Below are 13,269 nucleotides of genomic sequence, written 5' to 3'. Positions count from 1 at the left end.
GTCTGGCCCCTGCCTGTCCCGATGTTTCTCAATCGAACCGGAACGCCGAGATCGCCGTCTTGAGCACGATATCGGAGTAGACTTTTTCCCCGGCGCCCTGTGCGGCACCTGCAGCCACCATCAGCGGCAGCAGGTGTTCCTCGCGCGGGTGCGAGAACCGCCCTCCGGGAGCATCCGCCCAGCGCGACAGGGCCTTGGCCCGGTCATCCGGTCCGGCTTCGGCAGCCTCGGTCAGCCACTCGTCGAATGCCAGCGAAGGTGCGGTCGAGGCCGGATTGCCGTAGCCGCGCATGTTGTGGAAGCTCATGCCCGATCCCAGGATCAGCACGCCTTCGTCGCGCAGCGGGGCGAGGGCCTGCCCGGCGGCGAGGTGCATTGCCGGATTGAGCGAACGGTCCAGCGACATCTCCACGACAGGGACATCCGCAGCGGGCCACGCCACCTTCAGTGGAACGAACACCCCGTGGTCGTACCCGCGCTGCGGATCGGCGGCTGCCGCGAAGCCGGCCTCGCGCAGGAGCTGGCTCGCGCGGGCTGCCAGCCAGGGTGAGCCGGGGGCATCGAAGCGCAGCTCGTAAGTGTGCTGCGGAAAGCCGTAGTAATCATAAAGCAGCGCGGGTCGCTCGGCGCCGGTGAAGGCGAAGCCGTGCGTTTCCCAGTGCCCGGACACCACGAGGATCGCCTTGGGCGCTTCGGGCAGGCGGGCGGGCAGGCCGCGCAGGAACTCGGCCATCGTTTCCCAGTTGCCTTGCGGGTCCGGCATGAAGAAGCAGGGGCCGCCGCCGTGGGGAATGAAGAAGCTGGGTTGGCGGGTCATGGTGCGTGTTCCTTTCAGCGCCGCGTGGGGATCAGTGCGTGGGCACCGTCTCCGATCAGGGCGAGGACGAAGAGGGTGATCGACCAGAAGGCGGGATATTCCCAGCCGCCACCCTTGGAATCGAAGAAGAAGCCGTTGGCTCCATGCACCATCACGATGGTGCCGAGCAGCAGCGGGATCAAGGCCAGCGCAACGACGCGGGCGTAGATGCCCAGGATCAGCGCAAGGCCGCCGAGAAGTTCGGCCGCCATCGTCACATAGGCAAGGCCGCCGGGAAGGCCGAGACTGCCAAAGAACGCGGCGGTTCCGGCAGGCGTGAAGACGAACAGCTTGAGCGCGAAATGGGCGAGGAACACTGTGCCGAGCGCCACGCGCAGGACGAAGGCGCCGTAAGGTGCGGTCTGGGGGGAGGGGATCGTCGAAGGCTGGTTCATGGGGGGGCTTCCTTTCGAGAGCCGATCTAGACCTTCTCCTGATTGGTGATAATCATGCAGTTTGTTGAATGACTTTTTATCACAGGTGTTGAATGGACCGGCTGAAGGGCATCGAGGTTTTCGTCAAGGCGATCCGTCTGGGCGGCCTTTCGGCAGCGGCGCGCGATCTCTCGATGTCTCCGGCGATGGCGGCCAAGCACCTCAATGCGCTGGAACAGCGCCTCGGCGCGACCCTGGCGAACCGCACGACGCGCCGCCTTGCGCTTACCGAAGTGGGGGCTGCCTATCTCGACAAGGCCGAGCGCGTGCTGGCGGAACTGGAGGATGCCGATGCGGAGGCCATGGCCCAGTCCGCGGCGGTGGAGGGGCTGCTGCGCGTCTCGGGGCCGGCCGCTTTCGGCAGCGCCTACCTCGTCGATCTCGTCACCGCGTTCCACGAACGCCATCCTGCCGTCACCGTGGAACTGGGGCTGAACGACCGTGTGGTCGACCTGCTGGAGGAGCGCTGGGATGTCGCCGTGCGCATCGGCCGACTGGCGGACAGCAATCTCGTCGCCCGCAAGCTCGCGCCCGTGCGGATGGCTATCTGTGCTTCGCCCGCCTATCTCGAAAGGCGCGGGACGCCGCATTCGCTGGACGATCTGGCAGGGCATGACTGCCTCGGCTACACGCTGGGCAACGAGACCGGCACCACGCGCTGGGGCTTCGGCCGCGACGGCAGCCGCGCGGTGGCGGTGCGCGGCTCGCTCCATGCGAACAACGGGCAGGTTCTTGCCCAGGCGGCGGTGGCGGGCATGGGCCTCGTCTACGGCCCGCGCTTCTTCGTGGATCGCGCCATCGGCGATGGGCGACTGGTGGAACTGGACCTGGGAGCGGAACTGCTGGATCTCGGCGCCGTTCACGCCGTCACGCACCGGACGCGGCGCCCCGCGGCCAAGACCCGCGCGTGGATCGATTTCCTTGTGCAGAGACTGCCGGCCATGGCGCAGGACTGGTAGTTCGGCAGCCGCTGCGATCGTTCCGCCGTCAATCGATCAGGACGTTGCCCTCGGGATCATGGACCGTCGCCGCCAGCCCCAGCCATTCGGACAGCGACTTGTGGTCTTTGGCGACGCCCGGGCTGTAGAGCGGGCGCATGGAATCGCCGAGCGTAAGGATCAGCTTTCCGTCCTCGCTGCGGATTGAACTGCGCGCGAGGCCTTGTGCGGTGCAGCCGGTCAGTCGGCGGCAGAGGCGCACGGCAAGGCCCCAGCCGATTGCGCGGTCAAGGTCTTCCTGAACGGCGAGCCGGGTGAACTGCTCGGGCACTTCGGTCTGGCCGGAATTGGCGAAGACGGTCATCGCCATCATCCCGCGCCCGTGCATGTCGAGGCCGATCCAGCGTTTGCGCAGAGCCCAGGTCATGGCTTCCTCGGTGCGCAGGTTCGGTTCGGTGCGCATGGCGGCGAGGGCGAGCAGGCCGGAAGCCTGCCGCAACTGGCGATCCTGCGGTTCTTCGCGGCAGACCGGCGCCGTCCAGCGGGCGAGGGCCATGGCATCCTCGGCGGTGACGCGGGCCGAGGCGGAGAAGCCGGCAACGCTGGCCAGCATCGGGTCCTGCGCCTGGATTTCGGCCGGAAGCTGGGCGTGAAGAAGCCCCTCGCGCAGGCCCCAGGATGAAAACACCAGCTTGGAGGGTTCCAGCCGGGTAATAACCTCGACCATCAGCGCGGCGGCGTCCGGCAGGCTGGCGAGGCGTGAACCGGAGATGCGCGGATCGACGTCGTTCAGCTTGCCCTTCGCGAAGATGCGGGCGAGGCGCAGGGCCTCTGCCGCTTCCAGCTCGAAGCCGTGCGGATCGTCCACCGGGAAGTCGAGCGCGCGCATGGCCTGAAGCGCCAGCGCACGCCAGGAACCGCCGACGATATAGAGCGGCTGTCCGCGGCCCTTGTTCCATCCCGCCTTCTGGAGGCGGCTTTGCACGGTTTCGGAAAATGCTGCCTCACCGGCTGCGCGAAGGTCCGGCAGGCGCAGGGTGCCGAGCGGGAGAGTGATGCCGCCGTTGCTCACGCCATCGGCGATCTCCACCAGTTCGAGGCTGCCGCCGCCGAGATCGGCCGCGATGCCGCGAGCGCCGGGGAAGGCCGCGATCACGCCGGTGGCGCTGGCGCGGGCTTCCTCCTCGCCCGAAAGCAGGCGGGGTTCGAGCCCGAGCTGGCGCACGGCGTCAAGGAATTCCTTGCCGTTCGAAGCGTCCCGCGCCGCGGCGGTCGCCACGCATTCGACATCCTTCACATCCAGCAGGCGGAGCAGCCCGGCAAACCGGCCAAGCGCGACGAGCGCGGTCTTCATCGCCTTTTCGGAGATCGCCTTGGTCTTCCCGAGATCGCGCCCGAGCCGGGCGTTCACTTTCTCGTTCAGGACGACGACCGGCGCACGGGGCGGCCCGTTGTATACGACGAGGCGCACCGTGTTCGAGCCGATGTCGATGATGGCGCGCTTTTCGCTGCTGTGGCTGATGCCGATCATTCCGTTCAGACGTATCGCATAGGCCCGGGTTCCGGGCGACCTGCGTTCCCTATGTCAGATATTACCGCGTCTTAGCGAGAGCTTTGGTACCTTTCGTCCACTGGCGAGTGAAGCGCCGCGGCCCGAGAGGGACGGGTTCGTCATGAAATAACGGTGGAGATTGAACGGGTTGTCGCTCTCGCCCACCCGTTCCGAGGTGCCGTCCGGATGCAGGATCCATGACTGTTCGGTATCGAGCAGATTGGCCAGCATGACCTGATCGAGCACCTGATCGTGCACCGTCTTGTTGGTGATCGGCACCATGACCTCGACGCGGCGGTCGAGATTGCGACTCATGGCGTCGGCCGAAGTGATGAAGACCCTGGCGCGGCGATTGGGAAGTTCGGCGCCATTGGCGAAGGCCCAGATGCGGCAATGTTCGAGGAACCGGCCGATCACGGATTTCACCGTGATATTCTCGGAAAGGCCGGTGATGCCGGGGCGCAGGCAGCAGATGCCGCGCACCACGAGGTCGATCTCCACGCCGGCCTCGCTGGCGGCGTAGAGCCGGTCGATCAGGTCCGGGTCGGTAAGCGAGTTGAGCTTGGCCCAGATCGTGGCGGGCTTGCCGGCACGGGCATTCTCGATCTCGCCGTCGATGCATTCGTACAAGGTCGAGCGCAGGGAGATCGGCGAGATCGACAGGCACTCCGTCACCTTGGGTTCGACATAGCCGGTGATGAAGTTGAAAAGCTTGCCCACATCACGGCCGATCGCGGGATCGGCCGTGAAATAGGACAGGTCGGTATAGATGCGCGCGGTGATCGGGTGATAGTTGCCCGTGCCGAAGTGGCAGTAGGTGCGATAGCCATCGCCTTCGCGGCGCACGATCATCGAGACCTTGGCGTGCGTCTTCCAGTCCACGAATCCGTAGATCACCTGGACGCCCGCACGTTCGAGCTGGCTGGCCCAGAGCAGGTTCTGCTCCTCGTCGAAACGGGCCTTCAGCTCGACGACGGCCGTGACCGACTTGCCCTGTTCGGCCGCATAGATGAGCGCGGAAATGATCGCGGACTGCTTGCCCGCGCGGTAGAGCGTCTGCTTGATCGCCACGACGTCGGGGTCGCGGGCGGCCTGGCGCAGATAGTCGATCACCACCTCGAAGCTTTCGTAGGGGTGCTGGACGACGATGTCCTTCTCGCGGATGGCGGCGAAGATGTCGCCGTCATGCTCGAGGATGCGCTCGGGATAGCGGGGGGTATAGGGTTCGAACTTGAGCTCGGGGCGGTCCTCGTCGCAGATCACGGAAAGGCCGGAGAAGCCGATCAGCCCCTCGGTCTTCATGATGAGCGCCTTGTCGAGGCCGAGCTGGTTGCGCAGCAGTTCCTCGGCCGAGGGATCGAAGGCGCCCTGCAGCTGGAGCACGATCACGAGCCCGCGTCGGCGGCGCTGGATCGCGGTGCGATAATAGCGCACGAGATCCTCGGCATCTTCCTCGATCTCGATGTCGCTGTCGCGCAGGATGCGGAACACGCCGTGGCCGTTCACCCCGAAGCCGGGGAACAGCTGGTCGGCATTGCGGCAGATCAGGTCCTCGATCGAGATCCAGGCCGCTTCCTCGCCCGGAATGCGCACGAAGCGCGGCAGCGGCGCGGGTATCAGCACCATTTCCATGACGGGCGCATCGTCGGCAAGGCGGGTCAGCGCGAAGAGCACGCCGATGCCCTGGTTGGCCACGAAGGGGAAAGGGTGCGCCGGGTCGATCGCCTGCGGGGTGATGACCGGCATGACATGTTCGAGGAAATACTCGCGCTGCCATGCCTCGCGCTCGGCATCGAGGCGCCCGTCACCGATGACGCGGATGCCTTCCTCGGCAAGCTGGACCTTCAGGCCCGCCCAGGTCTCCTGCTGGATCTGTTCGAGCTGCAGCACTTTCTCGTGCGTTGCGGCGATGGCCTGCGACGGGGTGAGGCCGTCGATCGAGATTTCCTCGATCTGGCGGCGCACCTGGCCGGCGAGCCCGGCGACGCGCACCATCAGGAATTCATCGATGTTGCTGCCCGAGATGGACAGGAAGCGGAGTCGTTCGAGCAGCGGATAGTTCGGATTGGTCGCTTCGGCGAGAACGCGTTCGTTGAACGCGAGCCAGCTCTGCTCGCGATTGAAGAAGCGGGCGGGCAGGGTGGAAAGCTGCGCGATCTCGCAGGTTTCCTGTTCTTCGGGTGTTTCGCGAATTTCGAGCATATCCTTGGTTTTCACGTCTGCTCCGTCCTAGGCGATTGCCCTTGCATGCCACGATGACAGTTTGGCGGCAATCACGACGATCCTCGGGTAATATTGTCTTATACGCAATTTCATCGTCATGCGGGCGTCAATCGTTGGAACATCGTTGCAGTGCAGCATTGTTTCAAGCACAGTCGCTTTCGATGATAAAGGCGGCCCTCCACCATCTCACGCGCTACCGCTATTCGCGGCGAGTGCGCCTCGGTCCCCAGCTGATCCGGCTTCGCCCGGCGCCGCACAGCCGCACGGCGGTGCCCAACTATTCGCTGAAGATCAGTCCGCCGGAACATTTCCTCAACTGGCAGCAGGACCCCCATGGCAACTGGCAGGCGCGGGTGGTGTTCCCCGATCCGGTCGATCATTTTTCGATCGAAGTGGATCTGCTGGCCGAACTGGCGGTCATCAATCCGTTCGATTTCTTCGTGGAGCCGGAGGCGGAGAATTATCCCTTCGTTTATCCCGAAACCCTGAAATTGGACCTCGCCGCCTATTTCGAGGTGGAGGAGCAGGGCGAGCTGTTCGAATCGCTGGTGGCCTCCCACGCCGGGTACTCGGGGCGCACGGTCGATTTCCTCGTCGATATCAATCACAGGCTGCAGCAGCGCATCGGCTACGTGATCCGCATGGAAACAGGGGTCATGACCCCCGAGGAAACGCTGGGCGCCGGTATCGGTTCATGCCGGGATTCGGCCTGGCTCCTGGTGCAGTTGCTGCGCCGCCTCGGCTTTGCGGCGCGCTTCGTCTCGGGCTATTCGATCCAGCTCGTTGCCGACGTGATCCCGAAGGACGGCCCCAAGGGCGTGATGGAGGACGTGACCGACCTTCACGCCTGGGCCGAAGCCTATGTGCCCGGCGCGGGCTGGATCGCGCTTGACGCCACCTCCGGCATGTTCGCGGGAGAGGGGCATATTCCGCTCTGCGCGGCGCCGCACTACAGGTCCGCCACGCCGATCGAAGGCATGGCGGAGCCGGCCGAAGTCGAATTCCACTTCGAGATGGGCGTAAGCCGCATTGCCGAGGCAGTACGCATCACCAAGCCCTTCACCGAGGAGCGCTGGCAGGCCCTGCTCGACCTGGGCGACCGGGTGGATGCGGACCTTGACGCTGCCGGCGCCAATCTGACGATGGGCGGGGAGCCGACCTTCATCGCCGATACCGATTTCGAGGCGGGCGAATGGAACGGCGATGCCGTGGGCCCGACCAAGGCGGCCTATGCGGACAAGCTGATCCGCCTTCTGCGCGAGAAGTTCGCGCCGGGATCGCTGCTGCATTACGGGCAGGGCAAGTGGTATCCGGGCGAGAGCCTGCCGCGTTGGGGATTCTCGATCTACTGGCGCAAGGACGGCACGCCGATCTGGCGCGACCCCTCGCTGATCGCGGACGAGAAGCCACGCGCCCGGGATGCAGAGGCGGAACCCGTGCCGACCGTCGATGTCGCCGTGGCCGAGACGCTGCTGCGCGAGACGGCGCGGGGGCTGGGCGTGGAGCAGGCCTTCGTCCAGCCGGTCTACGAGGATACCGGGGAATGGGCGGAGAAGGAGGCGGAGCTTCCGTTCAACGTCACCCCGCTCGATCCCAAGGTCGATGACGAGGAACTGTCCCGTCGTTTCGTGCGGACCTACCGGCGCGGGCTCGACAAGGCGGTGGGCTATGTCCTGCCGGTGCAGCGCTGGAATGCGGCCGATCTTTCGGTGCCGCGCTGGAAGAGCGAACGCTGGCGGGTACGCAAGGAGGTGCTGACGGCCGTGCCGGGCGATTCGGCCCTGGGCTACCGGCTTCCGCTGGGATCGCTGCCCTATGTGCCGCCTTCCGACTATCCCTATATCCACCCCCGCGATACGGCCGAGCCGCGCTCGCCGCTTGCCGATTTCCGGGAGCAGGTGGTCGAGCGCGGCCATGACACGCGCGAAGCTGCCGCCGATCGCCATGGTCTGCGCGTGCAGCAGGTGGAGCAGGCCGAAGGAGGCCACGCCGCACAGGACGTGGTCGAGCAGCAGATCATCGAGGGTGCGGTGCGCACCGCGATCACCGTGGAGCCGCGCGGAGATTATCTGGCGGTGTTCATTCCGCCGACCGAGCGGCTGGAGGACTATCTCGAACTCGTGGCCGCAGTCGAGGTGGTGGCAGAGACCCACGGCATGCCGATCCGGATCGAAGGCTATCCGCCGCCGCCGGATCCGCGCCTGCAGGTCCTGAAGATCACCCCCGATCCCGGCGTGATCGAAGTGAACATCCACCCGTCGGCATCGTGGCGAGAGACGGTGGAAATCACCGAAACCCTTTACGACTGCGCGCGCGAAGTGGGGCTGACTGCCGACAAGTTCATGGTGGACGGTCGCTCGATCGGCACGGGCGGCGGCAATCACATCGTGCTGGGCGGGCCGAGCCTGCTCGAAAGCCCGTTCATTCGCCGGCCGGACCTGCTCAAGAGCTTCGTGACCTACTGGCAGCGCCACCCATCGCTCAGCTATCTGTTCTCGGGCCTGTTCATCGGCCCGACCAGCCAGGCGCCCCGTATCGACGAGGCGCGGCATGACGCGCTCTACGAACTCGAAATCGCGCTTGCGCAGGTGCAGGGCCCGGTTCCCGGAGCCGGGGAAGCCGACCTTCCGCCGCCCTGGGTGGTGGACCGCCTGTTCCGCAACCTGCTGGTCGATGTCACCGGCAATACGCACCGCACCGAAATCTGCATCGACAAGATGTTCAGCCCTGACGGGCCGACCGGGCGTCTCGGCCTTGTCGAGTTCCGCGGCTTCGAGATGCCGCCGGATGCGAAGATGAGCCTGGCGCAGCAGCTCCTGCTGCGTGCGCTTGCGGCATGGTTCTGGAAGGAACCGCAGGGCGGATCGCTGGTGCGCTGGGGTACGCAGCTCCACGACAGGTTCATGCTTGGCCACTTCGTCTGGGCCGATTTCCTCGACGTGCTTGGCGACCTTTCGCGGGCGGGATACCGGTTCGATCCGGCCTGGTTCGAGGCGCAGCGCATGTTCCGTTTCCCGGTCCACGGCGAAGTGGAAGGCGGGGGCGTGAGCCTTGAAATCAGCCATGCGCTCGAACCCTGGAACGTCCTTGGCGAAACCGGGGCGATCGGCGGCACGGTGCGCTATGTCGACAGTTCGACCGAACGGTTGCAGGTGCGGGCGACGGGGCTGGTGCCCGGCCGCCACGTCATTTCCTGCAACGGCCGGCGCGTGCCGCTGACCGTGACAGGGCCGGGCGAAGGGGTGGGCGGTGTGCGCTACAAGGCGTGGGCGCCGGCCGAGTGCCTGCACCCCATGCTGGCGTCCAATGCCCCGCTAACGTTCGACATCTTCGACTTGTGGAACAATCGGTCGCTGGGAGGCTGCGTCTATCACGTCGCGCATCCCGGAGGCCGCAATTACGACGATGTGCCGATCAACGGCTACGAGGCCGAAGCCCGGCGCAAGGCGCGGTTCCAGCCGCACGGACATTCTCCGGGGCCCCTGGCGGTGCCGCCGGAAGAAGCACCGGGCGAATTCCCGTATTCGCTGGACCTTCGCCGCCCGCCGCGCGTAGTCTGATGCCATGTCCTCAAGTCCGCCCTCCAGCCCGCCGGCCGGCTTGACCGAAATCGCGACGGGCTGGCTGGATGCCTATCCGGTGGCGGTGACCGGCGGCGACCTGTTCGGCGACGCGGCCGAGCCGGTCGCGGCACACTGGCGCGCGGTGGCTTCCGGCCTCTCGGCGCTGGCGGAGGGCGATCCCGCCGTCCTGCAGGACACCGTCACGCGCCATGCCGCCGATCTCGGCCTGACCTTCCGCGTCACTGGCGACGAGGAGGAGCGGGACTGGCCGCTCAACGCCATGCCGCTGGTGATCGGCGCGTCCGAATGGGCGGGGATCGAGCGCGGCCTCGTCCAGCGGGCGAACCTGCTCGAGCGTCTCGCCTCGGACATCTACGGACCCCAGCAGCTGGTGAAGGACGGCCACCTGCCGGCCGCCGTTATCGCGGGGAGCCCGTTCTTCGCGCGCAAGATGCTTGGCCGTGCCCCGCGCGACGGGCGCTATATCCAGGTCTATTCCGCCGATCTCGCGCGCGGCCCGCGCGGCCAGTGGCGGGTCCTGCAGGACCGCGTGCGCATGTCCAGCGGGATCGGCTACGCGCTGGAGAACCGTCTCGCCATGACCCGGACCGGCGGGCACCTTCTGGCCGAGAGCCACGTGCGCCGCATCGTCGAGTTCTTCGACCAGATGCGGGAGGGCATGGTCGCCGCCTGCGGCCGGGATTCGCCGCGCATCGCCCTGCTTACCGCCGGGCGGTTCAACCAGACATATGCCGAACAGGCCCATCTGGCGCGCTATCTCGGTTTTCCGCTGGTGGAAGGCCGGGACCTTTCGGTGATGGACGACCGGCTCTGGGTCGGCACCATCGCGGGGCCCAAGCGGGTCGATGCGATCTGGCGCTGGATCAATACCACCGCGCTCGATCCGCTTTCCTTCGATGCCAAGTCCGAACTCGGCGTGGCCAACCTGTTCGAGGCCTGGGCAGGGGGCGGTGTCGGCATGGTCAACTGGCCGGGAACCGAAGTGCTGGAAAGCCCCGCTTTCGCCGCATTCCTGCCGCGTCTCTGCCGGGTGCTGCTGGGCGAGGAACCCTTGCTGCCGAACGTGGCGACATGGTGGTGCGGACAGGCGACCGAGAGCGCGATCGTGGCGTCCCGGCTTGACCAGCTTGCGCTCGTTCCCGCCTTCGGCCAGCCGGTCGAAGGGCTGGCGCGGCGCGAACCCGTGGCCGGGGCCGAACTGGAAGGCGCCGAACGGGCCGCGCTGCTGGAGGCGCTTTCCCGGCGGCCGATGGACTATTGCGGGCAGGAGATCGTGCATCTCTCCACCACCCCGGCGATCATAAATGGCGAACTGGCACCGCGCCCCTTCACCGTCCGCGCTTTCGTGGCCCGCGACGCGAAAGGGGACTGGACGGTCATGCACGGCGGGTTCGCGCGCCTCTCCTCGGGCAAGGCGCTGCCGACATCGCTGATGGGCGAGGGTGATCTTTCGGCAGACGTCTGGGTGATCGAGGACCGGCCGCCGGATGCGGCCCAGGTTCCCCGTGTCATCGACGAACCGCCGATCTCGCGCGGGGGCGGCATCCTTGCCAGCCAGGCGGCGGACAACCTCTACTGGTTCGGCCGCTACAACGAACGGGCGCAGTACGTTACACGGGTGCTGCGCGCCCTGCTCGACGGTTCGGTGGAGGTCGAAGGCGGCGTGAGCGACCGGATCGGCGTGTCCAACGCGCTGGTCGAACTGCTGGTGGAGGGCGCCGTGATCCCGCGCTCGGCGGCCACCCGGCCGGCCGCCGCGATCTGTGCAGCCGCCCTTGTCGAAGCGCAGCTTCCCGGCGGCGTGACGGCGCTGATGCGCCGCCGCCAGGCCGTGGGCCTGTCCCTGCGGGAGCGTTTCGCGCGTGATTTCTGGCGGCTCGTCAGTCGTCCGATGCCGCCTGTCGATATCCATCGTCCGGCCACGCTGCTCGCGGCGGTGCGCATGCTGACGGAGCATTACAGCGCGCTTTCGGGTCTCGTCTCTGAAAACATGGTGCGCTCCGCGGCCTGGCGGTTCCTGGAAATCGGCCAGCGCATCGAGCGGGCGCAGGGCATCTGCCGCATGGTGCGCCGACTTGGCGAGCTGGAAGAGGGCGGGGAGAAAGACGGCGCGCTCGGTGTCCTGCTGGACCTGTGCGACAGCCAGATCATCTACCGGACACGCTACCTGACCGGGCCGATGGCCGGGCCGGTGCGCGATCTCGTCCTGCTTGATCCCGACAATCCCCGTGCGCTGGTGTTCCAGATCGCCGGTATCGTCGAGCATCTGGCCGCCTTGCCGAGCGTCCGCGACGATAATCTGCCCGAACCGCCGATGCGCCTTGCCCGCGCGCTGCTGGGGCAGGTCCAGGCGGCGAATGCGCAGGATACCGGTTCGCAGTGGCTGGCCGGGATCGAGGGGCAGTTGCTCGGCCTCTCGGATGCGATCTCGTCGCGCTATTTCCTCCAGTTCGAGGCGGACGAGGCGGAGAAACGGACGGCCCTGCTGTGATGCGCTATTCGGTCAGCCACCTCACCACGCTGAAATATGCAGCGCCGGTGCAGCTTGCGCAGTTCAACATCCGCCTGCGCCCCGCCGCCTGGCCCGGGCAGGTGGTGAGCGACTACCGGCTCACCGTCGATCCGCAGCCGGCGCAAGTGGTGGACGGCGAAGGCGGCTACTACATCAACGAGGCGCGCTTCGCGTTGCGCAAGCCGATAGCCCAGCTTCGGATCGAGAGCCGCTTCATCGTCGAGCGCGAGCCGCTGCCGTTCTTCGTCACCGGATCGAGCGGGCCGGGGCTTGCCGACTTGCGGGAGCGGGCGATGAAGAAGCCCGATCTCTCGGCGCGCGGCCCCGCGTCCTACATCTTCGCCTCGCCGATTGCCGCGCCGGAGCGTGACATCGCGCTCTGGGCCAGCGGCTTTCTCAACGATGCGATGCCGGTCATGGAAGCCGGCAGGGCGCTGATGTCGGCGATCCATGGACAGTTCGCCTACGATTCCGGGGCGACCGCCGCCGATACGCCCCCCATCGAGGCTTTTCACGCCCGCCACGGCGTCTGCCAGGACTTCAGCCACATCATGATCATCGCCGCGCGCGCGCACGGGATTCCGGCGGCCTACGTCAGCGGCTACCTGCGCACCCTGCCGCCGCCGGGCCGGGACCGGCTGGTCGGGGCGGACGCCATGCATGCCTGGGTCAACTTGTGGTGCGGCGAGGAACTGGGCTGGGTCGGCTTCGATCCCACGAACGACATGCTGGCCGATGCCGACCATATCTTCATCGGCATGGGGCGCGATTACTCGGACGTGGCACCGCTGGACGGTACTTTCAGGGGATCGTCACAGCAGAACATGTTCTTCTCGGTGGACGTGGCACCGCTGAATTGAGAAGGGCGGCGGGATGGACAAGGCTGATCTGGCGGGGCTCTATTTTGGAGCCGTGAACTTCATTGCTTTCGTGGCTTTCGCATTCGACAAGGAGCGGGCGATCCGTGGCGGTCGCCGGGTGCCGGAATCCAAGCTGCTCACATATGCCGCGATCGGTGGCTCCCCCGGGGCCCTGATCGCGCGGCGGATGCTGCGGCACAAGACACGCAAGCAGCCATTCGTTAACCGCCTGCGCCTGATCGTGGGCGTGCAGGTAACGGCGCTGGTCGCCGGATTGCTTGCCGTGAACGGTCTGCTGCCGGGGCTCTGA

The 13,269-nt window shown here is 66.6% G+C and carries 9 protein-coding genes; 5 read left to right on the top strand and 4 right to left on the bottom strand.

Annotation, left to right across the window (positions count from 1 at the left end):
• Window positions 1-28 precede the first annotated feature (28 nt).
• Both ACLIMP_RS14800 and ACLIMP_RS14795 read right to left on the bottom strand, forming a co-directional pair.
• Window positions 29-817: a DODA-type extradiol aromatic ring-opening family dioxygenase gene (locus ACLIMP_RS14800; RefSeq protein WP_324696437.1), complete on the bottom strand. Its 789-nt coding sequence runs from the start codon at window positions 815-817 to the stop codon at window positions 29-31.
• 14 nt (window positions 818-831) lie between these two features.
• A complete protein-coding gene (locus ACLIMP_RS14795; RefSeq protein ID WP_324696435.1) occupies window positions 832-1,251 on the bottom strand; it encodes a DoxX family protein in 420 nt (139 codons plus the stop codon).
• Window positions 1,252-1,343: 92 nt separating this feature from the next.
• Here ACLIMP_RS14795 and ACLIMP_RS14790 point away from each other — a divergent pair, with 92 nt between their 5' ends.
• The gene (locus ACLIMP_RS14790) at window positions 1,344-2,249 is read left to right on the top strand and encodes a LysR family transcriptional regulator (protein ID WP_185996863.1); all 906 of its coding nucleotides are present in this window, start codon (window positions 1,344-1,346) and stop codon (window positions 2,247-2,249) included.
• Window positions 2,250-2,277: 28 nt separating this feature from the next.
• Here ACLIMP_RS14790 and ACLIMP_RS14785 read toward each other — a convergent pair whose 3' ends face one another.
• On the bottom strand, window positions 2,278-3,759 hold the full coding sequence (locus tag ACLIMP_RS14785; protein WP_185996864.1) for a Ppx/GppA family phosphatase: 1,482 nt from the start codon (window positions 3,757-3,759) through the stop codon (window positions 2,278-2,280).
• 54 nt (window positions 3,760-3,813) lie between these two features.
• Complete coding sequence (locus ACLIMP_RS14780; RefSeq protein WP_420719887.1) at window positions 3,814-5,982, bottom strand: RNA degradosome polyphosphate kinase; 2,169 nt, start codon at window positions 5,980-5,982, stop codon at window positions 3,814-3,816.
• A gap of 182 nt (window positions 5,983-6,164) precedes the next feature.
• Between ACLIMP_RS14780 and ACLIMP_RS14775 the strand changes: the two genes are divergently transcribed.
• From ACLIMP_RS14775 to ACLIMP_RS14760, 4 genes are read left to right on the top strand one after another with little or no spacing between them, the layout of a single operon-like run.
• Window positions 6,165-9,563, top strand: coding sequence for a transglutaminase family protein (locus ACLIMP_RS14775; protein ID WP_324696430.1), 3,399 nt, complete (start codon window positions 6,165-6,167; stop codon window positions 9,561-9,563).
• A gap of 4 nt (window positions 9,564-9,567) precedes the next feature.
• On the top strand, window positions 9,568-12,078 hold the full coding sequence (locus ACLIMP_RS14770; protein WP_420719846.1) for a circularly permuted type 2 ATP-grasp protein: 2,511 nt from the start codon (window positions 9,568-9,570) through the stop codon (window positions 12,076-12,078).
• Window positions 12,078-12,959 carry a transglutaminase family protein gene (locus ACLIMP_RS14765; RefSeq protein WP_185998706.1) on the top strand — a complete coding sequence of 294 codons (882 nt, stop codon included), beginning with the start codon at window positions 12,078-12,080 and terminating at the stop codon, window positions 12,957-12,959. The genes ACLIMP_RS14770 and ACLIMP_RS14765 overlap by 1 nt, the downstream gene beginning before the upstream one ends.
• A gap of 13 nt (window positions 12,960-12,972) precedes the next feature.
• The gene (locus tag ACLIMP_RS14760) at window positions 12,973-13,269 is read left to right on the top strand and encodes a DUF1294 domain-containing protein (RefSeq protein WP_185996867.1); all 297 of its coding nucleotides are present in this window, start codon (window positions 12,973-12,975) and stop codon (window positions 13,267-13,269) included.

This window comes from Novosphingobium aeonii, from assembly GCF_052279045.1.
Lineage (GTDB): Bacteria > Pseudomonadota > Alphaproteobacteria > Sphingomonadales > Sphingomonadaceae > Novosphingobium.
The sequence above is the reverse complement of the archived record's forward strand: the minus strand, read 5'-3'. Positions and strand labels throughout refer to the sequence as shown.

Coding starts and splice junctions, on each gene's coding strand:
- ACLIMP_RS14790 (WP_185996863.1), top strand. CDS start 1,344: ATGGACCGGCTGAAGGGCATCGAGGTTTTCGTCAAGGCGATCCGTCTG.
- ACLIMP_RS14795 (WP_324696435.1), bottom strand. CDS start 1,251: ATGAACCAGCCTTCGACGATCCCCTCCCCCCAGACCGCACCTTACGGC.
- ACLIMP_RS14785 (WP_185996864.1), bottom strand. CDS start 3,759: ATGATCGGCATCAGCCACAGCAGCGAAAAGCGCGCCATCATCGACATC.
- ACLIMP_RS14800 (WP_324696437.1), bottom strand. CDS start 817: ATGACCCGCCAACCCAGCTTCTTCATTCCCCACGGCGGCGGCCCCTGC.
- ACLIMP_RS14760 (WP_185996867.1), top strand. CDS start 12,973: ATGGACAAGGCTGATCTGGCGGGGCTCTATTTTGGAGCCGTGAACTTC.
- ACLIMP_RS14770 (WP_420719846.1), top strand. CDS start 9,568: ATGTCCTCAAGTCCGCCCTCCAGCCCGCCGGCCGGCTTGACCGAAATC.
- ACLIMP_RS14775 (WP_324696430.1), top strand. CDS start 6,165: ATGATAAAGGCGGCCCTCCACCATCTCACGCGCTACCGCTATTCGCGG.
- ACLIMP_RS14780 (WP_420719887.1), bottom strand. CDS start 5,982: ATGCTCGAAATTCGCGAAACACCCGAAGAACAGGAAACCTGCGAGATC.
- ACLIMP_RS14765 (WP_185998706.1), top strand. CDS start 12,078: ATGCGCTATTCGGTCAGCCACCTCACCACGCTGAAATATGCAGCGCCG.